Origin of the sequence: Methylobacterium sp. UNCCL125 (genome assembly GCF_900116795.1) — a bacterium.
Taxonomy (GTDB): Bacteria; Pseudomonadota; Alphaproteobacteria; order Rhizobiales; family Beijerinckiaceae; genus Methylobacterium; species Methylobacterium fujisawaense.
The window spans coordinates 158,006-179,493 of sequence record NZ_FPBW01000012.1; the positions used below are offsets into that span (position 1 = coordinate 158,006).

Annotated in this window: 22 protein-coding genes; 11 read left to right on the top strand and 11 right to left on the bottom strand. The window is 69.8% G+C overall.

The window, feature by feature from the left end:
* The first annotated feature begins 5 nt into the window (after window positions 1-5).
* The 7 genes from urtD (at window position 6) to BM396_RS14300 (ending at window position 6,278) form a co-directional block, all read left to right on the top strand.
* Window positions 6-791 carry an urea ABC transporter ATP-binding protein UrtD gene (urtD, locus tag BM396_RS14265; protein ID WP_043353438.1) on the top strand — a complete coding sequence of 262 codons (786 nt, stop codon included), beginning with the start codon at window positions 6-8 and terminating at the stop codon, window positions 789-791.
* A gap of 2 nt (window positions 792-793) precedes the next feature.
* Window positions 794-1,558, top strand: coding sequence for an urea ABC transporter ATP-binding subunit UrtE (gene urtE / locus BM396_RS14270; protein ID WP_043381786.1), 765 nt, complete (start codon window positions 794-796; stop codon window positions 1,556-1,558).
* 10 nt (window positions 1,559-1,568) lie between these two features.
* Window positions 1,569-2,588 (top strand): alpha/beta fold hydrolase, encoded by a 1,020-nt coding sequence (locus BM396_RS14275; protein WP_043381787.1) that lies wholly within the window; start codon window positions 1,569-1,571, stop codon window positions 2,586-2,588.
* 62 nt (window positions 2,589-2,650) lie between these two features.
* Window positions 2,651-3,880, top strand: coding sequence for a formamidase (fmdA, locus tag BM396_RS14280; RefSeq protein ID WP_043353434.1), 1,230 nt, complete (start codon window positions 2,651-2,653; stop codon window positions 3,878-3,880).
* Window positions 3,881-4,080: 200 nt separating this feature from the next.
* Window positions 4,081-4,398 carry an FmdB family zinc ribbon protein gene (locus BM396_RS14285; RefSeq protein ID WP_043381790.1) on the top strand — a complete coding sequence of 106 codons (318 nt, stop codon included), beginning with the start codon at window positions 4,081-4,083 and terminating at the stop codon, window positions 4,396-4,398.
* 228 nt (window positions 4,399-4,626) lie between these two features.
* Complete coding sequence (locus BM396_RS14295; RefSeq protein WP_043387004.1) at window positions 4,627-5,682, top strand: aliphatic amidase; 1,056 nt, start codon at window positions 4,627-4,629, stop codon at window positions 5,680-5,682.
* 26 nt (window positions 5,683-5,708) lie between these two features.
* Window positions 5,709-6,278, top strand: a complete 570-nt coding sequence (locus BM396_RS14300; RefSeq protein WP_043349319.1) for a ClpP family protease — start codon at window positions 5,709-5,711, stop codon at window positions 6,276-6,278.
* Window positions 6,279-6,368: 90 nt separating this feature from the next.
* Here the strand turns inward: BM396_RS14300 and BM396_RS14305 are convergent, their stop codons facing one another.
* The gene (locus tag BM396_RS14305) at window positions 6,369-8,330 is read right to left on the bottom strand and encodes a hypothetical protein (protein ID WP_043387003.1); all 1,962 of its coding nucleotides are present in this window, start codon (window positions 8,328-8,330) and stop codon (window positions 6,369-6,371) included.
* 135 nt (window positions 8,331-8,465) lie between these two features.
* Window positions 8,466-9,218 (bottom strand): SDR family NAD(P)-dependent oxidoreductase, encoded by a 753-nt coding sequence (locus tag BM396_RS14310; protein ID WP_043387002.1) that lies wholly within the window; start codon window positions 9,216-9,218, stop codon window positions 8,466-8,468.
* Window positions 9,219-9,329: 111 nt separating this feature from the next.
* On the opposite strand from BM396_RS14310, the gene BM396_RS14315 reads away from it, so the two are divergent.
* Window positions 9,330-10,223: a LysR substrate-binding domain-containing protein gene (locus BM396_RS14315; RefSeq protein ID WP_043387001.1), complete on the top strand. Its 894-nt coding sequence runs from the start codon at window positions 9,330-9,332 to the stop codon at window positions 10,221-10,223.
* Between the two features lie 230 nt (window positions 10,224-10,453).
* Here BM396_RS14315 and BM396_RS14320 read toward each other — a convergent pair whose 3' ends face one another.
* On the bottom strand, window positions 10,454-11,395 hold the full coding sequence (locus BM396_RS14320; RefSeq protein ID WP_043387000.1) for a 2-hydroxyacid dehydrogenase: 942 nt from the start codon (window positions 11,393-11,395) through the stop codon (window positions 10,454-10,456).
* Window positions 11,396-11,510: 115 nt separating this feature from the next.
* Window positions 11,511-11,795 carry a hypothetical protein gene (locus tag BM396_RS14325; RefSeq protein WP_244538874.1) on the bottom strand — a complete coding sequence of 95 codons (285 nt, stop codon included), beginning with the start codon at window positions 11,793-11,795 and terminating at the stop codon, window positions 11,511-11,513.
* Between the two features lie 159 nt (window positions 11,796-11,954).
* Between BM396_RS14325 and BM396_RS14330 the strand changes: the two genes are divergently transcribed.
* The gene (locus BM396_RS14330) at window positions 11,955-13,427 is read left to right on the top strand and encodes an MFS transporter (RefSeq protein WP_043349334.1); all 1,473 of its coding nucleotides are present in this window, start codon (window positions 11,955-11,957) and stop codon (window positions 13,425-13,427) included.
* Window positions 13,428-13,550: 123 nt separating this feature from the next.
* On the opposite strand, the gene BM396_RS14335 is transcribed toward BM396_RS14330, so the two are convergent.
* The 3 genes from BM396_RS14335 to otsB form a co-directional block, all read right to left on the bottom strand.
* On the bottom strand, window positions 13,551-14,552 hold the full coding sequence (locus BM396_RS14335; protein WP_043386999.1) for a glucokinase: 1,002 nt from the start codon (window positions 14,550-14,552) through the stop codon (window positions 13,551-13,553).
* Between the two features lie 118 nt (window positions 14,553-14,670).
* On the bottom strand, window positions 14,671-15,075 hold the full coding sequence (locus tag BM396_RS14340) for a DUF4260 domain-containing protein (RefSeq protein WP_043386997.1): 405 nt from the start codon (window positions 15,073-15,075) through the stop codon (window positions 14,671-14,673).
* A gap of 64 nt (window positions 15,076-15,139) precedes the next feature.
* The gene (otsB, locus tag BM396_RS14345; RefSeq protein WP_043349341.1) at window positions 15,140-15,883 is read right to left on the bottom strand and encodes a trehalose-phosphatase; all 744 of its coding nucleotides are present in this window, start codon (window positions 15,881-15,883) and stop codon (window positions 15,140-15,142) included.
* Between the two features lie 114 nt (window positions 15,884-15,997).
* Between otsB and BM396_RS14350 the strand changes: the two genes are divergently transcribed.
* Window positions 15,998-16,507, top strand: a complete 510-nt coding sequence (locus BM396_RS14350; RefSeq protein ID WP_043386995.1) for a DUF427 domain-containing protein — start codon at window positions 15,998-16,000, stop codon at window positions 16,505-16,507.
* A gap of 51 nt (window positions 16,508-16,558) precedes the next feature.
* Window positions 16,559-17,782, top strand: a complete 1,224-nt coding sequence (locus tag BM396_RS14355; RefSeq protein WP_043386993.1) for a serine hydrolase domain-containing protein — start codon at window positions 16,559-16,561, stop codon at window positions 17,780-17,782.
* A gap of 13 nt (window positions 17,783-17,795) precedes the next feature.
* On the opposite strand, the gene BM396_RS14360 is transcribed toward BM396_RS14355, so the two are convergent.
* The 4 genes from BM396_RS14360 to BM396_RS14380 all read right to left on the bottom strand — a co-directional run bounded on the left by BM396_RS14360 (window position 17,796) and on the right by BM396_RS14380 (window position 21,343).
* A complete protein-coding gene (locus BM396_RS14360) occupies window positions 17,796-18,410 on the bottom strand; it encodes a DUF2147 domain-containing protein (protein WP_043349347.1) in 615 nt (204 codons plus the stop codon).
* Between the two features lie 900 nt (window positions 18,411-19,310).
* A complete protein-coding gene (locus BM396_RS14370; RefSeq protein ID WP_043386991.1) occupies window positions 19,311-19,520 on the bottom strand; it encodes a hypothetical protein in 210 nt (69 codons plus the stop codon).
* Between the two features lie 412 nt (window positions 19,521-19,932).
* Window positions 19,933-20,133 carry a glycine zipper 2TM domain containing protein gene (locus BM396_RS14375; protein ID WP_043349362.1) on the bottom strand — a complete coding sequence of 67 codons (201 nt, stop codon included), beginning with the start codon at window positions 20,131-20,133 and terminating at the stop codon, window positions 19,933-19,935.
* Window positions 20,134-20,239: 106 nt separating this feature from the next.
* Window positions 20,240-21,343, bottom strand: a complete 1,104-nt coding sequence (locus BM396_RS14380; protein WP_043386989.1) for a helix-turn-helix transcriptional regulator — start codon at window positions 21,341-21,343, stop codon at window positions 20,240-20,242.
* Window positions 21,344-21,488: the final 145 nt, after the last annotated feature.

The following is a 21,488-nucleotide window of genomic DNA, read 5'->3' on the forward strand; positions in this document are numbered from 1 at the left end:
ACGCCATGAACGCCGCGATCCTCCCCTCCCCCGTGGTCGGCGCCGAGGCGGCCCCGCCCGACTACCTCCTCGCCGTCGAGGCGCTCACCGTCTCGTTCGACGGGTTCAAGGCGGTGAACGACGTGTCGTTCTACGTCGATCCCGACGAGATCCGGGTGATCATCGGCCCGAACGGGGCCGGCAAGACCACGGTGCTCGACCTGATCTGCGGGCGCACCAAGGCCAGCGCCGGCTCGATCAAGTACAAGGGCCAGGAACTCACCAAGCTCTCCGAGAGCGCGATCGTGCAGGCCGGCGTCGGCCGCAAGTTCCAGACGCCGTCGATCTACGACGACCTGACGGTGTTCGAGAACCTGGAGATTTCGTTCCCCCGCGGCCGCTCGGTGTTCGGCGCCCTCACGTTCAAGCGGGACGCGGAGGTCCGCGACCGCATCCACGCCATCGCCGAGACGATCTTCCTGAAGGACCAGCTCAAGGAGCGGGCCGAGTTCCTGAGCCACGGCCAGAAGCAGTGGCTGGAGATCGGCATGCTGCTGATCCAGGACCCGGAGCTGCTGATGCTCGATGAGCCGGTGGCCGGGATGAGCGTCGGCGAGCGGATCAAGACCGCGGAGCTGCTCAACCAGATCATCAAGGGCCGCTCGGTGCTGGTGATCGAGCACGACATGAAGTTTGTCGAGGACATCGCCCACCGGGTGACCGTCCTGCACCAGGGCAAGGTGCTCTCCGAAGGGTCGATGGACCGGGTCAAGAACGACCCGAAGGTCATCGAAGTGTATTTGGGACATTGACGATGGCGTCGCTCCAGACCGCGCACTCGGCCCCCGTCCAGGCGCCCCCGCTCGCCACGATCCCATCCGCCACGCCGGCGCTCGCCGTCGAGGACCTGCACGCCGCCTACGGCCAGAGCGAGGTCCTGCACGGGCTCACCTTCTCGGTAGCCCCCGGCGAGATCGTCGCCGTGATGGGCCGCAACGGCATGGGCAAGACCACCCTGATGAAGACCCTGATGGGGCTCGTTCCCGTCAAGGCCGGGTCGATCCGGGTCGAGGGGGCGGATGTCGGTGCCCTCAAGAGCCATGCCCGGGTCGCCAAGGGCCTCGCCTACGTGCCGCAGGGCCGGATGATCTTCTCGACCATGACGGTCCAGGAGAACATCGAGACCGGGCTCACGGTCACCGGCACCCGCAAGGTGCCGCAGGACCTCTACGACATGTTCCCGGTGCTCCTGGAGATGAAGGGAAGGCGCGGCGGCAACCTGTCGGGCGGGCAACAGCAGCAGCTCGCCATCGCCCGGGCGCTCGCGAGCCGCCCGAAGGTCCTGCTTCTGGACGAGCCCACCGAGGGCATCCAGCCCTCGATCATCCGGGAGATGGGCCGGACCCTGAAGAAGATCCGCGACGCGCGCGGCCTGTCCATCGTCGTGTCCGAGCAGGTCCTGAGCTTCGCCCTGGACGTGGCCGACCGGGTGATCGTGCTGGAGAACGGCGCCATCGTCCACGAGGCCCCGCGCGACGGCATCGACGAGGCCGCCGTCGCCCGGTTCCTGTCGGTCTGAGGAGCGCGGAATGGCCGATTACGAGATCTTTGAACTCGGCGACTTCGTCCTTCAGTGCGGCAAGACGCTGCGCGCGGCCAAGCTCGCCTACAAGACCTTCGGGACCCTGAGCCCCGCCAAGGACAACGCCATCGTCTACCCGACCTGGTACTCGGGCCAGCACACCGAGAACGAATGGCTGATCGGCCCCGGCAAGGCGCTCGACCCGGACAAGTACTTCATCATCATCCCGAACATGTTCGGCAACGGGCTCTCGTCCTCGCCGAGCAACACGCCCGCGCCCTGGAACGGGCCGCGCTTCCCCAACGTCACCGCCTACGACAACGTCCGCGCCCAGCACCGCCTCGTCACCGAGCATTTCGGCATCGAGAAGTTGGTTCTGGTCACCGGCTGGTCGATGGGCGCGCTCCAGACCTACCACTGGGCGTCGATGTACCCCGACATGGTGCCGAAGATCCTGCCGTTTCAGGGCTCGGCCAAGTGCTCGCGGCACAACTACGTCTTCCTGGAGGGCGCCAAGGCGGCGCTCCAGGCCGACGCCGCCTGGGCGGAGGGCTGGTACACGAGCCCGCCGACGCGGGGGCTGCGCGCCTTCGGCCGGGTCTATGCCGGCTGGGGCCTGTCGCAGACCTTCTACCGGCTCGAGGCCGACATCACCCACATGGGCTACGCCTCGCTGGAGGACTTCCTGATCGGGTTCTGGGAAGGCCTGTTCTACGAACGCGACGCCAACAACCTGCTCGCCATGCTGTGGACGTGGCAGCACGGCGACATCAGCGCCAACGACACCTTCAAGGGCGACTTCAAGGCCGCGCTCGGCGCCATCCGCGCCAAGGCGATCCTGATGCCCGCCTCCACGGATCTGTATTTCCCGCCCGAGGACAACGCCATCGAGGCGGCTGCCATGCCGAACGCGGAGCTGCGCGTGATCGACACGTGGTGGGGCCATTTCGCGGGCGGGCCCGGCACCAGCCCGGACGACATCAAGGTCCTCGACGACGCGCTGAACGAGCTGCTCGCGAGCGGGTGAGATTCGCGCACCGGCGCGCGGATGGGGTCCGCCCCAAGGTTCTAGGGAGCTGGAGACAGAACATGCCCGAGACGCTGATCAAGGTCGATCTCACGCAATCGGCCTACGACAACGACATGGTGCACAACCGCTGGCACCCGGACATCCCGATGGTCGCCTATGTGAAGCCGGGCGCCGACTTCATCGTCGAGACCTACGACTGGACCGGCGGCTTCATCAAGAACAACGATTCCGCCGACGACGTGCGCGACATCGACCTGTCGATCGTCCACTTCCTCTCGGGTCCGATCGGCGTCGAGGGCGCCGAGCCCGGCGACCTCCTGGTGGTCGATCTCCTCGATATCGGCGCCAAGCCCGAGAGCCAGTGGGGCTTCAACGGCTTCTTCTCGAAGAAGAACGGCGGCGGCTTCCTCACCGAGCACTTCCCGCAGGCCCAGAAGTCGATCTGGGACTTCGAGGGCATGTTCACCAAGTCCCGCCACGTGCCGGGCGTGCGCTTCCCGGGCCTGATCCATCCCGGCCTGATCGGCTGCCTGCCCGATCCGAAGATGCTGGAGACCTGGAACACCCGCGAGAAGGCGCTCTACGACACCGATCCGGAGCGCGTGCCGGCGCTGGCCACCCTCCCCTTCGGGCCGACCGCCCATATGGGCCGCCTGAAGGGCGACGCGAAGGACAAGGCTGCCGCCACGGGCGCCCGCACGGTCCCGCCCCGCGAGCACGGCGGCAATTGCGACATCAAGGACCTGTCGCGCGGCTCGAAGATCTACTTCCCGGTCTACGTTCCCGGCGCCGGCCTCTCGATGGGCGACCTGCACTTCAGCCAGGGCGACGGCGAGATCACCTTCTGCGGCGCCATCGAGATGGCCGGCTGGGTCCATCTCAAGGTCGAGCTGATCAAGGACGGCATGGCGAAGTACGGGATCAAGAACCCGATCTTCAAGCCGTCGCCGATCACGCCGAAATACGACGATCACCTGATCTTCGAGGGCATCTCGGTCGACGAGAGCGGCGGCCAGCACTATCTCGACGTCCACATCGCCTACCGGCAGGCCTGCCTGAACGCGATCGAGTACCTCAAGAAGTTCGGCTATTCGGGCGCCCAGGCCTACTCGATCCTCGGCACGGCGCCGGTCCAGGGGCACATTTCGGGCGTGGTCGACATCCCGAACGCCTGCGCGACGCTCTGGATACCGACCAAGATCTTCGAGTTCGACATCAACCCGGGCGCCGACGGACCGACCCAATTCCTCGACGGCTCGATCCAGATGCCGCTCTCGCCGGATCTGTGATCAGGCCGTCTGCTGCGTGTCGCGCCCGGTTTCATCGGACGCGACCTGCCCCCTCTCCCGTGCGGGAGAGGGTTGGGGTGAGGGACCCGGTCTTTCCGGAGAGGTCGCATCCCTCACCCTGTCCCTCTCCCGCACGGGAGAGGGAACCCGCGTTTCGCCCGACAGTGGTCTGATCCGGCAGCCTTTCTGAAAGCGTCGCCATGCCCGTCTACGACTACGCCTGCGAGGCCTGCGGGCCCTTCACGGTGATGCGGCCGATGGCCGAGTTCCGCGATCCGCATGCCTGCCCGGACTGCGGCAGCTCGAGCCAGCGCGCCTTTCTCACCGCGCCGCGCATCGCCGGCATGGATGCGGGGCTGCGGGCCGCCCACGCCACCAACGAGCGCAGCCGCCACGCGCCCCGTCGCTCCGGGAGCCACGGGGCCGGCTGCGGCTGCTGCTCGCCGAAGAAGACCGCCGCGGCCCCGGCCGCCGCCAAGAGCTTCCCGAAGGCGCGGCCCTGGATGATCAGCCACTAAGTCGGGCGCGCATAGCCCTCCCCCCTCTGCGGGGGAGGGTGGCCCTCGCGTCAGCGAGGGTCGGGAGAGAGGAGCGCCGCATCCGGATTTGTCGCGACGGACGCGCGATCCTGCCGCGTCGCGCTGCCCCTCTCCCCCCCCCCCCTGCTGCGCAGGGTACCCTCCCCCGCAGAGGGGGGAGGGTCGCGGCGCGCCTCGGCGCAACAATCCTCAGGAGGACATCACGCCATGATGCACGGAGACATCTCGTCCAGCCAGGACAGCGTCGGCGTCGCCGTCGTGAACTACAAGATGCCGCGCCTGCACACCCGCGCGGAGGTGCTGGAGAACGCCAAGGCGATCGGCAAGATGATCGTCGGCATGAAGAGCGGCCTGCCCGGCCTCGACCTCGTGATCTTCCCCGAATACTCGACCCACGGCATCATGTACGACGCCGCCGAGATGTACGAGACCGCCTCCACGGTCCCGGGCGCCGAGACCGAGGTGTTCGCCGCCGCCTGCCGGGAGGCCAAGGTCTGGGGCGTGTTCTCGCTCACCGGCGAGCGCCACGAGGAGCACCCCAACAAGGCGCCCTACAACACCCTGATCCTGATGAACGACCAGGGCGAGATCGTCCAGAAGTACCGCAAGATCATGCCCTGGACGCCGATCGAGGGCTGGTATCCGGGCGACCGCACCTACGTGTCGGACGGGCCGAAGGGGCTGAAGATCAGCCTGATCATCTGCGACGACGGCAACTACCCGGAGATCTGGCGCGACTGCGCCATGCGGGGCGCCGAGCTGATCATCCGCTGCCAGGGCTACATGTACCCGGCGAAAGAGCAGCAGATCGTCATCTCGAAGGCGATGGCCTTCGCCAACAACACCTACGTGGCGGTGGCCAATGCCGCCGGGTTCGACGGCGTCTACACCTATTTCGGCCACTCGGCGATCATCGGCTTCGACGGCCGAACCCTCGGCGAGTGCGGCGAGGAGGAGATGGGCATCCAGTACGCGGCCCTGTCGAAGTTCCTGATCCGGGATTTCCGCGCCCACGGCCAGTCGGAGAACCACCTCTTCAAGCTCCTGCACCGCGGCTACACGGGCATGATCAACTCGAAGGAGAACCGGCACGGGATGTCGGAATGCCCCTACGACTTCTACCGGCGCTGGATCGAGGATCCCGACGGAACCCGCGACGCGGTGCGGGCCATTACCCGTCAGAGCGTCGGCACGGAGGAATGCCCGATCGCGGGCATCCCCTTCGTGGGCAAGGGCGAGGGTCCCCCCGACCCGGCACGCTGAACGCCGGTCATTCGATCAGGAGAACCATGGACACGACGCCCCTCGGCCCCACCGCGTTCCGGGCCCCCGCCGTCCTGCTGTCGGGCGCGGTGGACTACGACATGTACCGCGACTTCCGCCGCCAGCTCGGGGCGGCGGCCGACCGCGAGATCGTCGTCGTCGAGCTCACGACGCTCGGCGGCGATCCGGAGGTGGCCCGGATGATGGGCGAGGACATCCGCTTCAACAGCGCCATGGACCCGGACCGGCGGTTCGTCTTCCTCGGCAAGGCGGCGATCTACTCGGCCGGCACCACCTTCATGAGCTTCTTCGCCCGGCCGAACCGATACCTGACCTGCGGCACGCGGCTGATGATCCACGAGCGCAAGATGAACAAGCAGCTCCAGATCGAGGGGCCGCTCACCACCTGCATCGCCTCCGTGACGGCGACGCTCAATGAGATCCAGTGCTCGATCGCGATCCAGAACGAGGGGTTTTCGAACCTGATCCAGGGCTCGGACGTGACCCTCGACGAAGTGCTCGAGAAGGCACCGTCGAACTGGTACCTCGAGGCCGAGGAGGCCAAGCGGCGGGGCCTGATCGAGGCGGTCATCTGAACCGCGCGGGATGCGCTGCGCCCGGCCATGCGGCGGGGCGGCGAGGGCTCCCCGATGCAGTGACCCGGACCACCGGTGGCACCGCCCGGATCAGGGCGTCGCGGCCGGCTCGGTCAGACGATCGACCGACAGCAGATAGGCGATCAGCGCCCGCTGATCCTCGGGCGAGACGCCCGAACCGGCATCCGCCCAGAAGGCATGCCCCTTGCCGGTGACGCGGGCGATCCGCGCCGTATCCGAGGCGGCGTTGGCGGCGATCACCTTGGCCCGGAGATCCCGGTCCACCAGGGCGCGCAGGCTGTTGGCGGGATCGGGGGCGACGCCCCTGTAGAGCGTGCCCGGGACGCCGAGCTGGCCCTCGGCATCGGGCCCGACCGCCACGCCGGAATCGTGCAGGTACGGCGCCGTCCAGGCGAGGCCCACGAGGTTCGGCACCTTGTAGCCCCCCTCCGTGCCCCCCTGCCCCCAGGCGAGCTGCACCTGCGCCAGCGCGTCGCCCGCGAGCGGCACCGGGACGATCACCGGATCGGCCGGGACCGGGAACGGCGTGTCGGTGGCGAACATCGTCGGCGGCGACAGGCGCGCCTCCATCTTGGCGCCCGCCCGGGCCCGGGTCGGCTCGGTGCCGATCTCGGCCTCCGGGACGATCCGGTGGTTGGTGAGCGCCGGCCCGGCATGGCAGGTCCCGCAGCCGGCCTTCTCGAACACCGCGCGGCCGGCGCGCACCGTTTCGGGATCCTGTCCGGCGGCGGGCGGGTGCAGCAGGTTCTGGAACGCCGACATGGCGTTGTTGGCGTGGTTGACCGGCTCCCCGGGCACCGAGGTGAACAGGCCGTTGTCGGTGACGTAATTGGTCGCCGGATAGGTCGGCAGGACCGCGTAGCTGTTCAGGCCTGGCGAGGCCGGGGTCGGATCGACGCTGCGCAGCACCTCGGACGGGCTCCGGCCAACCTCCGGCTTGAAGCGGAACGCCTCCGTGGCCGCGCCGCGCAGCACGATGCCGAGATACGTCTCGGGATCCATGCCGAACAGCCAGGGCGCGGCGGCGGCGAGCTGGGTCGTGTCGGAATTGGCCGCGTGGACGTTGTTGTTCAGCGAGGACAGGCCCGCGAAGGGCCCGATCGCCTCGCGGCCGCTCCAGCTGTAGGGCTCGCCGTGGGCGGAGAAGCTCGACGGGATCGAGGTCGGGTTGGTGACCCGGTCGGCGGAGGAGTCGAAGCTGCCCGGCGGCCAGCTCGCCACCTGCACCTTCGTGGCCGCCTCGACGGAAGCGGCGTCCGGCAGCGCCGGCCCCGTCCCGGTCGCGCCGGTATGCTGCGGGTCGGCGGAAGGCCGGGCATCGGCCTCCGGCACGCTGGCGTGCATGAAGTAGGCCGACGAGTTCTTCGCGAGCGCCATCAGCAGCCCGGCATTGAGGTCGGTATTGGGCGCGCCCTCCACGACCTTGCCGGTGCCGGGATCGACCGCCGCGTGGCACAGGGCGCAGGTGATGCCCATGCGCAGGTGGCCGCGGTCGGAGAAGGTCTTGATCCCGATGATGAAGGCCCCGCCCCTCGGCACGTCGAGCCCGGTCGGGACCAGCTCGCCGGCCCGGTAGACGCGGTCGCCGATGCGCACGTCCTTGGCCATGGCGACCTGGAGGTTCGTGGTTCCCTGACCGCCGAGCTTCGCCACCGCCAGGGCGACCGCGGTTGGTGTGAGCCCGCCGTCGAGCATGCCCATGACGTCGGTGAGGAAGACCTCGTTCCCGAACGTCTCCTGGTAGAAGGCCTGCCGCCCGCGCTCGACCATGGCAGGATCGATGGCGACCGCGCCGTTCCCCGGCGCGAGGTCCTTCCGTCCGGCCTCGGTCCCGTTGAGCCGGTCCGCTTCCGCACGCGAGATGCGCCGTCCCAGCACGTCGAAGGCGGTCTGGATCGGGTAGCGGTCCGGGTTGAGCAGGTCCGCCCGGTCGGGCATCGGCGCGTAGCTGAAGCGGCCCACGCTCAGCGTGACACCCGCCGCGACGGTCACGAGTCCGGCGGTGATCAAGATGCGGCGCGGCCAACCCATGAAATCCGAGCGTCCTTCCAGGCCCCCGCCCGCGGAGATGCGGATCCGGACGGCCGGGCCATCAACCCCCGGATAAAGCCAGGGTTCATCCCGTCGGCCGGGACGGGGTGTCGCGTCCCGGCCGGCGCCGGATCCTCAGATCTGGACCTGCCCGCCATCGGCGAAGAGCTCGATACCGTTGACGAAGCTCGCCGCGTCGGAGGCGAGGAACAGCACCGCCTGGGCGATCTCCTCGGGCCGGCCGACGCGCCCGGCCGGGATCTGGCCGGCGAGGTAATCCTTGGTGGCCGCCGCCTGATCGCCGCCGCCGAACAGCGCGTCGAGGCCCGCAGTCTCGGTGACGCCGGGGCTGATCGTATTCACCCGGATGCGCCGGTCCTTCAGGTCGAGGATCCAGTTCCGGGCGAAGTTGCGCACCGCCGCCTTGGTGGCCGAGTAGACGCTGAAGGCCGGCGTGCCCGCGCTGCCCGTTGTCGATCCGGTGAGCACGATCGCCGCCCCGTCCCGCAGCAGCGGCAGCGCCTTCTGGACGGTGAAGAGCACGCCCTTCACGTTGGTGTCGAAGATGCTCTGGTAGTGCTCCTCGGTGATCGCCCCCAGCGGCGCGAAGGTGCCGCCGCCGGCATTGGCGAAGACCACGTCGATCTGCGCGTGCTTCTGCTGGACGGCATCATAGAGGCGGTCGATGTCGGCGAGGTTCGCCATGTCGCCGCGTACGCCGGTGATCCGGCCGCCGATCTGCTTCACCGCTGCGTCGAGGGCCTCCTGGCGGCGGCCGGTGATGAACACCGCGGCCCCCTCGTCCACGAAGGCCTGGGCGGCGGCGAGCCCGATGCCGCTGGTCCCGCCCGTTACAACCACAACCTTGTCCTGAAACCTGCCGGCCATCGTCGTTCTCCATCATTCGGCTTCGTGTGCGCCGCTGGTTGGAGAGATGCCGACGGAACGATGATGCCGGTAGTCGCCAGATATGGCACTCAGCGTTCCCCTGGAGGAACGATGAGCCGCGCCGACCTGAACGACTACGTCTACTTCGCCGAGGTGGTGGCGCATGGCGGCTTCGCCGCGGCGGGCCGGGCGCTGCACCAGCCCAAATCGAAGCTCAGCCGCCGGGTCGCGGCCCTGGAGACGCGCCTGGGCGTCCGCCTGATCGAGCGGTCGAGCCGACGCTTCCGCGTGACCGAGGTCGGCCAGGGCTTCTACGAGCGCTGCAGGGCGATGATGCTGGAGGCCGAACGGGCCGAGGCTCTGGTCGCGGAGGCGCAGACCGAGCCGCACGGGCGGATCCGCATGAGCTGCCCGACGGGCCTCATCGATATCGTCGGCGCGATCGTGCGCGTGTTCCTCTCCCGGCATCCGAAGGTCAGGCTGCAGCTGGTGGCGACTGACCGGCCCGTCGACCTGATCGAGGAGCGGATCGATGTGGCCCTGCGGGTCCGGCGGGATCTGACCAGCGACGCGTCGCTGACCATGCGCTCGCTCGGGCTCTCGCGCTGGATCCTGGTGTCCGCACCGGAAGTCGCGCGCGGCCTGGGCCCCGATATCGCCAGCCTCGGCGCGGCCCCGACCCTCGGGACCCGCGACGATCCGGGCGAGGCGGATTGGCGGCTGGAGCGGGCGGATGGCCGGGTTTTCACCCTGCGTCACGAGCCGCGCCTGACCTGCGGCGACTTCGCCGCGCTCTGCGACGCGGCGGCCGCCGGCCTCGGGGTCGCGTTCCTGCCCGACCATGCCTGCACCGACGCCATCGCGGCGGGCCGGCTTGTTCCCGTCTATCCGGAGTGGCAGGGGCAGCCTGGGATCGTGCACCTCGTCTTCACGACCCGGCGCGGGCTGCCGCCGGCCGTGCGGGTGCTGATCGACCACCTCGCGGCGACATTCCCGACGCTGTGAGGCCACGCGTCGTCCCCGCGAATCCGAAGGGCAAAGGTCACGCGGCGCGCCCGTCCACCTGCGCCGTCATTCCGGGCGCCGCAGGGCGGGCTCGGACCGGGAGAGGCACGCCGGAGTCGGGCGATCCGGAGCCGCCGCCGGAGCAGGATCCTGGCGCGTCGGCGTGTCAGGATCCCGGGCACCGCTGCGCGGTCCCGGGACGACGGGGCGAAGCGGCCGCGACGCGCGGCCTAATAACCCCGAGCCGCGTCGACCCCGTCCGGCACCTGACCGGTCCGGCGATAGGCCCGCAGGTTCTCCGCCACCGTGGCGGCGGCCGAGTCCAAGTCGGTGGGCCCCGAAATGTGCGGCAGCACCGTCACCCCGGGATGTGACCACAGCGGGGAGTCCGCCGGCAGGGGTTCGACCCCGAAGACGTCGAGCACCGCATGCGCGAGGTGGCCGGAATCCAGGGCGGCGATCAGATCCTCGGTGACGACGATCGGCCCGCGGGCGAAATTGATCAGCGCGGCGCCCGGCTTCAGGGCCGCGAGGCGTCGGGCATCCACCAGGCCCCGCGTCTCGGGCGTCAGCGGCACGAGGCAGACGAGGATGTCGCACCGGCCGAGCATCGCCGGGAGGCTGTCGGTGCCGTGAAACGTCTCGAGGCCCGGCACGGCCTTCGGGCTGCGGCTCCATCCGACGACACGGAAGCCCGCGCCGGTGAGCCGCTCCGCCGCCGCGGTGCCGAGCGCCCCGAGGCCGAGCAGTCCCACCGTGGTGTCGGACGGCTTGCGGTAGGCGTGCGGGCGCCAGACCCGATCCCGCTGCTGGCGGGCATAAGCCGGCATGTCGCGCTGGAGATAATAGGTCCAGGCCAGCACGGCCTCGGCCATGGTGCGGGCCATTTCCCGGTCGACCAGGCGGACGATCGGCAGCGGCCGGTCGAAGGCGCCGACCAGCTTCTCGACTCCGGCCCAGAGGCTCTGCACCCAGACGAGTCCCGGGAGCGCCGCCACCTCGGCCGGATCGGGATTGGCCACGACGGCGACCCGCGCCGCCGCCCGAGCCGCATCATCCATCGTCCGGAACGGGATCAGCCGCTCCTCCGGCATGGCCGCCGACAGGATCCGCAGATACTCCGCCTCCTGGCCCGGCCCCTTGCACCCGACCAGGGCGATTGCCTCCGCCATCCGCGCCTCCGCACCGTCCCGACGAACCCGTCCACATGCGGACGAAGCAGGCGCTGTGCCTGACGGGATCCGGATCGTCGAGATGGAGTGGGCGAAGGATCGACCGCAGGTGCGGTCAGCGCGCCTCGACCAGCGCCGGGTAGACGAGGCGGACGTTCCGGCGATCCTCGGGGATCGCGGTCTCGGGCCGCCTGCGGACGCTGCCGGTCACCGTCACCACGGGCTCCGTCGGCCGCAGCCGCCAGCGCTCGGCCGCCTGCAGGGCGACGCGCGGCTTGGGCCGTTCGAGATGCCGGTCCGCCCCCTCGGTGGGGACGGTGGCGAGCCCCGCGAGGGTCAGGACGGTCAGCAGGACGAGCCGAGCCCGGGGGCGGCGGGAAAGGGCAGGACAGGAGGGCATGGGAAAGGCACCGCGTGGACCTCCCTGTTCTGCGCCGCGCATGTGAAGACGAAATCGAACCGAATCGATTTCCAACCCGTTCCCAACACCTGCCTACAGTCGCGGTAAATGCGCACTGTCCAGGCACAGTAAACGCTTGAGACGGGAGGACACGCGGACATGGCGAGCAAGGTCGAGGGGGGATCCGGGACGCCGGAGCGCGCGGAGATCGGCCGCGTGATCGATACCGACATCTCGGCGCGTCTGGACCGGCTGCCCTGGGGCCGCTTCCACGTGCTCGTCATCGTGGCCCTGGGCATCACCTGGGTGCTGGACGGGCTCGAGGTCACCCTCGCCGGCTCCCTGGTGGGCGCCCTGCGCCAGCCGCCGATGTCCTTCTCCGAGTTCGACGTCGGGCTGGCCGCCTCCTGCTACCTCGTGGGCGCCGTGACCGGTGCCATCGGCTTCGGCTGGCTCACGGACCGGATCGGCCGCAAGAAGCTGTTCTTCATCACGCTGGCCCTCTACCTCGTCGCCACGGCGGCCACCGGCCTGTCGTGGAACATCTGGAGCTTCTGCTTCTTCCGCTTCCTCACGGGGGCCGGGATCGGCGGCGAGTACACGGCGATCAACTCGACCATCCAGGAGCTTGTCCCGGCCCGGGTCCGCGGCTGGACCAACCTCGTCATCAACGGCTCGTTCTGGATCGGCGCGGCGCTGGGCTCGTTCATGTCGATCGTGCTCCTGAAGCCCGAGGTGATCGACCCGGCCTGGGGCTGGCGCGTCGCCTTCTTCACCGGCGGCGCCATCGGCCTCGTGATCCTGCTCCTGCGCACCTGGATCCCCGAGAGCCCGCGCTGGCTCGCGACCCACGGCTACGCGGCGGAAGCCGACCGGGTGGTCACCGGCATCGAGAAGCGCTTCACCGACGAGGGCGTGACCCTGCCGCCGGTGGACGAAAGCAAGCGCATGAAGGTCCGCACCCGCGACCACACCCCCCTTTCGGAGGTGTTCAAGGCTTTGTTCGTGACGAGCCGCAAGGAGACCATGGTCGGCCTCGCGCTGATGATCGCCCAGGCCTTCTTCTACAACGCCCTGTTCTTCACCTACGCGCTGGTGCTGGAACGCTTCTATCAGGTGCCCGGCAACCATGTCGGCTGGTACCTGCTGCCCTTCGCGCTCGGCTCCTTCCTGGGCCCGCTGCTGCTCGGGCGGCTGTTCGACACGATCGGACGGCGCAAGATGATCGCCTTCACCTACGGCATCTCGGCGCTGCTGCTGGCCGGCGTCGGCCTGCTGTTCCGCCTCGACGTGCTCGGGCCGGTCGGCCAGACCGGGGCCTGGATGGTGGTGTTCTTCTTCGCCTCGGCGGCGGCGAGCTCGGCCTATCTCACGGTCTCCGAGACCTTCCCGCTGGAGATCCGGGCGCTCGCCATCGCGGCCTTCTACGCGGTCGGCACCGGCATCGGCGGCGTGTCGGGGCCGCTCCTGTTCGGCAGCCTGGTGGAGACCGGCTCGCGGGACTGGGTCCTGTTCGGCTACGGCCTCGGCGCGGTGCTGATGCTGATCGCGGCAATCGTCGGCGGGATCTGGGGCACGGCCGCGGAGGGCAAGTCCCTGGAGGAGGTCTCGAAGCCGCTGGCGGCGGCCTGAGCGCCGGCCTTCACGGGCCGTCGCCGCCGCGACCGGGGCGCTGCCGTCCGGGCGGCGCCCCGTCCATTGACGGGGCGCCGTCGCCGGTCGCCTCGCCCCGTTGGCGGTGACGGCGCCCGTCCGTCACGCCTGCTTGCGCCAGACCTGCCCGTGGTAGACGAACTTGGCGCCCTCGTTCGCCAGGGCCGCCAGACCCCGGAAGGCCGGATCGTGGACGGTGATCACGCTGGTCGGGATCTGGCGCATCATGGCGGCGAAGGGCGCCTTCTTCTCGAAGGCGGCGCGGAAGCCGCTTTCCGCGAGCACCTTGAGGATCCGGGGCGCGATGCCGCCGCCGATATAGACGCCGCTGGTCGCCAGGAAGGTCAGCGCGAGATCCCCGCAGACTCGGCCGAGCACCCGGCCGAAAAGCTCGAGCGTCTCGGCGGCATGCGGATCGGTGGCGTTGAGCCCCGCTTCGGTGACGGCGGCCGGCTCGATCTTCCCGTGCGGCTGCCCGGTCCGGACATGGGCGACCGCCGCGTGCAGCCGTGACAGCCCCGGACCCGACAGCACCGTCTCCACGGTGATGCGGTCCTCGACCCGCTCCAAGACGCGCCAGACCTTCTCCTCGAACGCGTCGACCGGGCCGAGATCGGTGTGGCCGGCCTCGGTGGACACGATGGCGAGATGCGACGCGTAGGGCACCAGCGCCGCCGCGCCGAAGCCCGTTCCGGGGCCCAGCACAACCCGCGCGCCGCCGGGCACGGGCGGACAGGGCCCCACGGGCGTGAGGTCGTGGGGCTCGATATCGGCGGCACCGGCCGCCACCGGGACATAGTCGTTGACCACCACCGCGGCGGAGAGATCGAAATCCGCCGCGATGCGCTGGCCGGCGATCTTCCAATGCGCGTTCGTCAGCTGGATCTCCGGCCCGTCGACCCGGCCGGCGATCGCCAGGATGGCCGAGCGCGGCGAAGGCCCGCCCCCCTTCGCCAGCGACGCCCTGATGGCGCTCGACGGATCGGGATGGTCGGCGGTGGCCTCGTGGGAAAGCAGGCGGGGCTGTTGGCCGGCCGTCTCGATCAGGCCGAACCGCGCGTTCGTGCCGCCGATGTCGCCGACCAGAACCGGAAACTCGAACATCGCAACAAGCCCCTGCTACCTGTCCCGCCGCCGACGGGATCCGCACCCGACGCGGCTTCGGCGCTACATCGGCCCCGCGCCCCGGCGCGGGCAAGTCCCATTCGGCACCGGCCGCCTCTCAATGCGGCGCGATCGTGGTGTCACGAGGCCGGCCGATGACGCCAAGATGCGTATCGCCAAATCCGCTCGCGTATTTGAGACCATAGCCCAGCGCACGATCGAGGCCGATATGGGCGAGCCAGATCAGGGCCAATCCCACGAGATCGGGGTGGCCGAGGCCAGCCGCCAGACACAGGCCGACCAGCGGCAGGGCCAGGAAGTGAGCAAGGTTGTAAAGCACGGCACCGGCCACCGGGCCGGCCGCGTAGCCCAGCATGCTCACGTCGGGGACGAACAGCAGCGCGGCGAAGATCCACCACGATTGCCCGAGCCAGCCATAGGCCGACACGGCGCCGGCCAGGATGCAGGCGCCCTCGAGCCGCAGCAGCATCCGCGGCCAGCCGTCGACGGAACGGTTCGACATCGCGGCTCCCCATGATCGGCGCGCAGGACGACGGCCCGGGCCGCGGGCCGACTGGCGAGACGGCTCAAGCCCGCGGAAGCGCGTCGGGATCGATCGCCCCCCCGGCGGCCCAGTCGCGCAGCAGCGCGCGGACGGCGGCGGGGTCGGGCAGGCGGCGGCGGGCGACGGTCTCGCCCTCGCCCACGCGTACCGCGATGCCGCCATCCTCGTTGATCGACGCGAAGGCAATCTCGTCGGTGCGGTCGTCCCCGAAGAAGACAGGTGTCCGGCCGGCATAGGGCGCCTCCGCCATGAAGGCGCGGATCGCGTGCGCCTTCGTCGCCTGCGCCGGGACGATCTCGCCGACCGCCTTGCCGAGTTGCAGGCGGTACGCGAGGCCGAGCGCGTCCGCCGCGTCCTTCACGAGCGTTTCGGCCCGAGCGGCATCGTCGGGATCCGCGAGGCGCCAATGCACCGCCACCGACGCGCCCTTGTCTTCGATCAGGACCCGCGCCAGCGCCGCGGTCTCGGCCTGGAGACGCGCGACCTGCCGGCGCAGATCCGGGTGATCCTCCATCTGGCCCCCCGTGATCGCACCGCCGACCCGGCGCTCGACGCCGTGAAGGCCGGCCGCGTCCAGGCGGGACGGCGTCAGAAAGCCGTCGATCACCGTCACCGGCCGGCCGGTCACAATCGCCAGCGCCCCGTCGAGGCGCGCCCGGAGCCGCTCCAGATCCTCCACCAGCCCGGGCTCGACCTGCACGGCGTCCGGCCGCGGCGCGATCTCGGTGAGCGTGCCGTCGAAGTCGAGGAAGAGGGCGATGTCCATCGCGGGCGATCCCGGGCTCGAGTGTCGGCGACGGGCTAGCACGGGCGAGGCCGACGACAAACGCCGGCCGCGCCGCCCTATCTGTATCCCCACAGGCACGTCACGAGGTTTCCCATGAGAGGATCGCCCTTCCGGCCCGTTCCGGATCCGGTGAGGCCCGGCGAGGAGAGCGTCTGGGACTATCCGCGGCCGCCGCGGCTGGAGCCCGTCCGGGAGCGACTGCGCGTGGTGCTGGGCGGCGATACGATCGCCGAGACCGTCTCCGGCTTCCGGGTGCTCGAGACCTCGCACCCGCCGACCTACTACCTGCCGCCCGCCGACATCGCGGAGGAAACGCTCGTGAATCCGCGGCGCGGCGGGATCTGCGAGTGGAAGGGCCAGGCGGTACTGTTCGACGTGCGGGGCGGCGACCGTCTCGTCCCCGGGGCCGCCTGGGCCTACCCGAATCCAACCCCGGATTTCCGCGCGATCGCCGGCTATGTCGCGTTCTACGCCGGCCCGATGGATGCCTGCTTCGTCGGCGCGGCCCAGGCGACGCCGCAGCCCGGAACCTTCTACGGCGGCTGGATCACGCCCGGCATCGTCGGACCGTTCAAGGGCGGTCCCGGAACGATGGGCTGGTGATTTTCCAGCCCTCCCCTTCTACCTTCCGGAACGCCACGACGAGGAGACCGCATGAGCGCGCTGACCGAGACCGATCCGACCGGCGCCGGGTTCAGCCCGGAAGGTCTCGCCCGGATCGCGCCATGGATGGACCGCCTCGTCGACGAGGGCCGGCTCGCCGGCCTGTCGGTCACCGTGGCGCGGCGCGGCCGTGTCGCCTTCGCGCGCGCCTGCGGGCAGGCCGACCTCGCCCGGGCGACGCCCTTCACCCTCGATACGGTGACGCGGATCTACTCGATGACCAAGCCGCTCACCTCGGTGGCGGTGATGCAGCTCTACGAGCAGGGCCTGTTCCAGCTCGACGATCCGGTCTCCCGGGTCCTGCCCGAATTCGCCGAGATGCGGGTTGCCGTTGGCGGCAACCGGGCGAAGCTGGAGACCGAGCCGGCCCGCCGGGCGATCACCGTGCGGGACCTGCTGACTCACACGGCCGGGCTGACCTACGGCTTCATGGAGGCGACCCTCGTCGATGCGCAGTATCGCGAGCACGGCGTCGACTACCTGGCGCGCGAGGGCACGCTCGCCGAGATGACAGCCCGGGTAGCGAAGCTGCCGCTCCTCGCCCAGCCGGGCAGCGCCTGGAACTACAGCGTCGCCACCGACGTGCTCGGCCAGTTCGTGGCCGCACTGAGCGGTCGTCCGTTCGCCGACTATCTCCGTGAGGCGGTGATCGAGCCGCTGGGCATGATCGATACCGACTTCTTCGTCCGGCCGGAGCTGATGCCGCGCTTCTGCGCCACCTACGCGTATGACCGCGCAAGGCAGCTGCGCCTGTTCGACGATTCCGTGGAGACGGCCTTCGCGAAGCCGCCCGCCATCGCGTCGGGCGGCGGCGGCCTCGTCTCCACGGCCGCCGATTACCAGCGCTTCTGCCGGATGATCCTCAACCGCGGCACCCTCGACGGCACGCGCCTCCTGGGCCGCAAGACCGTGGATTTGATGCTGTCGAACCACCTGCCGGGCGATCTGGCCGCGATGGGCACGCCGCGCTTCGCCGAGACTTCATACTCCGGCATCGGCTTCGGTCTGGGCTTCTCGGTGATGCTCGATCCGGCCCGCGCCCAGATCCTCGGCACGCCCGGCGAGGTCGCCTGGGGCGGCCTCGCCTCGACGGCGTTCTGGATCGATCCCGCCGAGGATCTGTCGGTGGTGCTCATGACGCAGCTCGTGCCGTCTTCGGCTCTGCCGATCCGGCGCGAACTGCGCGTCCTGACCTACGCGGCCCTGGCCGATTGAAGGCCGGTGCCCCTCACTCCGCGGGGGGCGCCTCGGTGGCGGCGGGCTTCTGGGCCGGTTTGGCACCGGCCTTGGCGGTCGGCTTGGGGGCGGCGCTGGCGTACTCCGGATCGGTGCGCGGACCGTTCGGACCATTGGTCGGGCCCGGGAGCTGACCGGGCGCGAGATCGGTGACCTTGGTCCAGGTCTGCGACTTGCACAGGAACGCGATCAGGCAGCCGCGCACCGTCAGCTCGCCGGGCGTGTCGGTCCAGATGGTGACGTCGTAGGATTTGCCGTCCTCGGAATTGTAGATCTTGCCCTCGAAATGGGCGTCCGCGTTCGGCTTCAGGCCCAGGATCAGCTGGTGACCGAGCGACGGCCGCGCCTGCTTCTTGGGATCGGGGTTCTTGAAGTCGATCCGCGGCTCGCCCTTGTCGTTGAGCGGAACCTTCAGCCAAACCACGTAGCCACACAGCCGGTCGCCCGCGGTCCCGCACTTCTCGAGACGCACGCGCGCCCGGCCGTCCTCGGTCAGGTAGGTGCCGCTGGGATCAGTGGGCGTCTTGGCCTGGGCCGTGCTCGCCAATGCCGAGAGCGCCAGGATTGCGAGCGGCGCAACCCGGCGACCGATCGATGTAAACCGCATACCTGAACTCCCATCCCTCGCGAGTCGTGATGGAGCCTTGACCGCCCGCCCTCGCGTAAACCGCTTTCGCGCGCGGAAAGACCGCTCTCCCCGCGCCATCGCGCCCGCGCCGAGCCGAGAACCGGACGACGTGCGCATCATGCCCGCCCTGTCCCGCGCGAAGTTGTCCGCATCATGACAACCCAACCGCAGTGTTGGGGCGTAATCGGCCCTGCGAAACGGGGGCTCGCGGTCCGATCCGCGTCGGCGGCAGGCTTCGGTCGGGTCAGAGCGCGCCCTGCATGAGCATCATGGCGCGCCAGCGCCCGGGCTTGCGGCCGCCACGCCAGCAAGGATGCGACAGGCGTGCAGCCGAGGCTTTCATGCAATGCAATCGAGACGGGAGAGCCGCTGTCGGCGATGATGGGGACCAGAGTTCGGCGGTCGATCTGCTCGCTACCCGCGACCGGGGTCGCAAGCGGGCGGCGCCCGCCGCGGCCCGACCGGGCCCCGTGGATCAAATCCTCGCGGGTCGAGCGGCAGGCGGCGCGCCGGCGCTAGGGACCGGCATCGGCATAGCCCGCAACCGTGTCGGCTCAATCGGCCACGACGCGGGGATAGCCGCCTCCGCGCAGGACATCGTAGCGGCGCCTCTATTGCGAGAGCGTCGGCGGCTCCGTCTCGACGCTGGCCGTGCTCGCAGCGACGGCGTCACCGTAGATCGCCGCGATGGCAGAACGATCGGCCCCGGTGGTCGAACGTATCACGTCTGTCACGGCGGCCCGTTAAGCGAAGCCGCCAAGCGCCGGCAATGGCACGGAGCTATCTCGGGCGGGCACGGCCACCGCAGGCGGGCAACCGTGACGCTGCGGCGGGATGGTCGCCTGGAGACTGATCCCGCAGGCTCGGAGAGCCGGTGTATTACTCGGCGGCGGACATCTCGGCAGTGAAGTGGCCGCACCAGTCCTTGGAGGCGACGACCGGCCAGAGGCCCTTCGACTCCGGGGCGGGCTGGCTGACCGGAGGATTGAAGCGGCAGAGGCCTTCGTCACCCTTTGCCTGGGCGCCGTTGAGCTTGTGATCGTCGAAGAAGCGGCAGCTCTCGCAAGCGGCGTTCGCGGTACCGGCCATCGGGTCTCTCCATCGGCTGACTGGGGGGCGGTGGAACCGTTTCGGGATCGTTCCCCCGACAGTTCTTAATTAGAATAGCTCGAAAGAACGGTCAACGGGCGGGCTTGCGCGGAGCTTGCGTCGGGCCACGCAAGCTGGTGGTGGCCGAAGGCGAACGGGGCAGCCGCTGCGACGACGGCTGAGCGGCGGTGTTTCGAGATTCCGGCTGTACCCGCGGAGGTTGCAGCCAGGATCTGGGCTGGCCCCGAGGACGCCCGCGCAACCGGCATCGACTCGGTGCGACCGGGTGAGGTTCGAGAATGCAAAGAGGCCGGATTCTCAGGGAGAATCCGGCCTCGGCAATAGACACTTGTCGAATTAGCGTCGTCGCTACGCGATCCCGTCGCCTACGACGGCATCGCGTGCAGACAGGCTAGCCCTGCTTGGCCTTCTTGTTGGCGTTGTGGTGACCGATGGCGCAGCCAGCGGCAGCGCCCATCTTGCCGTGGCCCGCCATATGTCCGGCAACGCCGCCGACCACGGCACCTTTGAGGCAGCCCTTTGCCTCAGCCGGCGCGCCGGTGAGCAGGGCCGCGATGGCCAGGGCAGAAGCGAAGGCGATCCGGTTCGTCATCGACATGTCTCCTTGCAGTCGACCGGAAACGGCTGCGCGGTCCGACCCGTTCCATTGGGGGCCGGGACCGGGACGCACCTGTTCCGGTTCACCGCGATGGGCGCGGTCAGCGCGCGAGACTCGCCACCAGTCGCACGAGGTCGGACTGGCGTATCGCGCCGGTCTTGGCGAAAATCGCCTTCAGCTGCGAGCGGGCGGTTGCCGCAGTGATCGCAAACCGCGCTGCGCTCTCCGCGAGCGAGGTGCCAGTCGACAAGGCCAGGGCGAGACGTGCCTCCGCGGGAGTCAGCCGATAGACCGCCTGGAGAATGGTGGAGGTCGGCACCGTCATGGTCCCGGGAACGCTGCAGAGGAGGAGCGTGCTCGCTCCCCCGAACAGGCCGCGGGTCGGTCCGACCAACGGCACGACGTGGATCACGATGGGCGGCGCGTCCTGTCGCGGCACCACCACGGAGGAGATGGGCGGGCGGCCGAAGGGCCGCGCCAGGGCTTCCAGCTGCCGGGTTGCCTCCGGATTGTCCGCAGTGAGGCGACCGCCCGTGAGCTTCAGGTCGCGACCGAGGAGCGCGCCGAAGGCGTCGTTCCAGCGGAGCGCGCGCCCCTCGAAATCGAGGATCAGGGCGGGCCGGTCGATCAGCTCGAAGGCCTGCGTCAGCCCCGCCAGGCGGGCCTGCTCCACCATCGACGTCAGCAGAGCCGCGCGCTGCAGAAGCGGCGACAGGGTGGCGAGGCGCCGTTGCTCGTGTGCCTCGTACGGCCCCTGCTCCACCGTCCGCTGCAGGGACAGGCACCAGAGACGACCCTTCACTGCGAAGCCGATGCCGGCGAACCAGCGCAGGCCGCGGGAGGCGAGCAGATCCTGGTAGAAGGGCAGGCGTGCGACTTCCTCAGGGGTGGTGAAGTCCTGATCGACCGCGATCCCGCGCGTCCGCATGAACGGGATTCCGCGCAGGCGGTGGTCGTCGCGGTGCCAGCCTTCGTCGAAGTAGCGGCGCGATGCGTCGGCGAGCGACGCGGTGCAGAGCGATTCAAGGCTTCTTCGATCGGACCGGAGGAGCAGGGCTCCCTCGCTGCCGGACGCCCGCACGGTGCGCTCGGCCAGATCAGGCCAGCGCGCAGGATCGACGACCGCCTCCTCGAGATCTTCCCGGAACCCTGTCTCAAGGTCGTCGCGCAGGCGAGCGAAGAGATCCGGCCTCACGCCCGCCATGCGGCACGCCCTCCTCGCAACGAACAATGCCGTCCGGCACCGCGCCGCAGAGTTTCGACCCGCAGCTCGGACCGGCTTTCACCAGCGAACTATAAATCACGTCGTTAAATCCGAGCAAGCGCCCGGATGTATACAGCTTTCGATC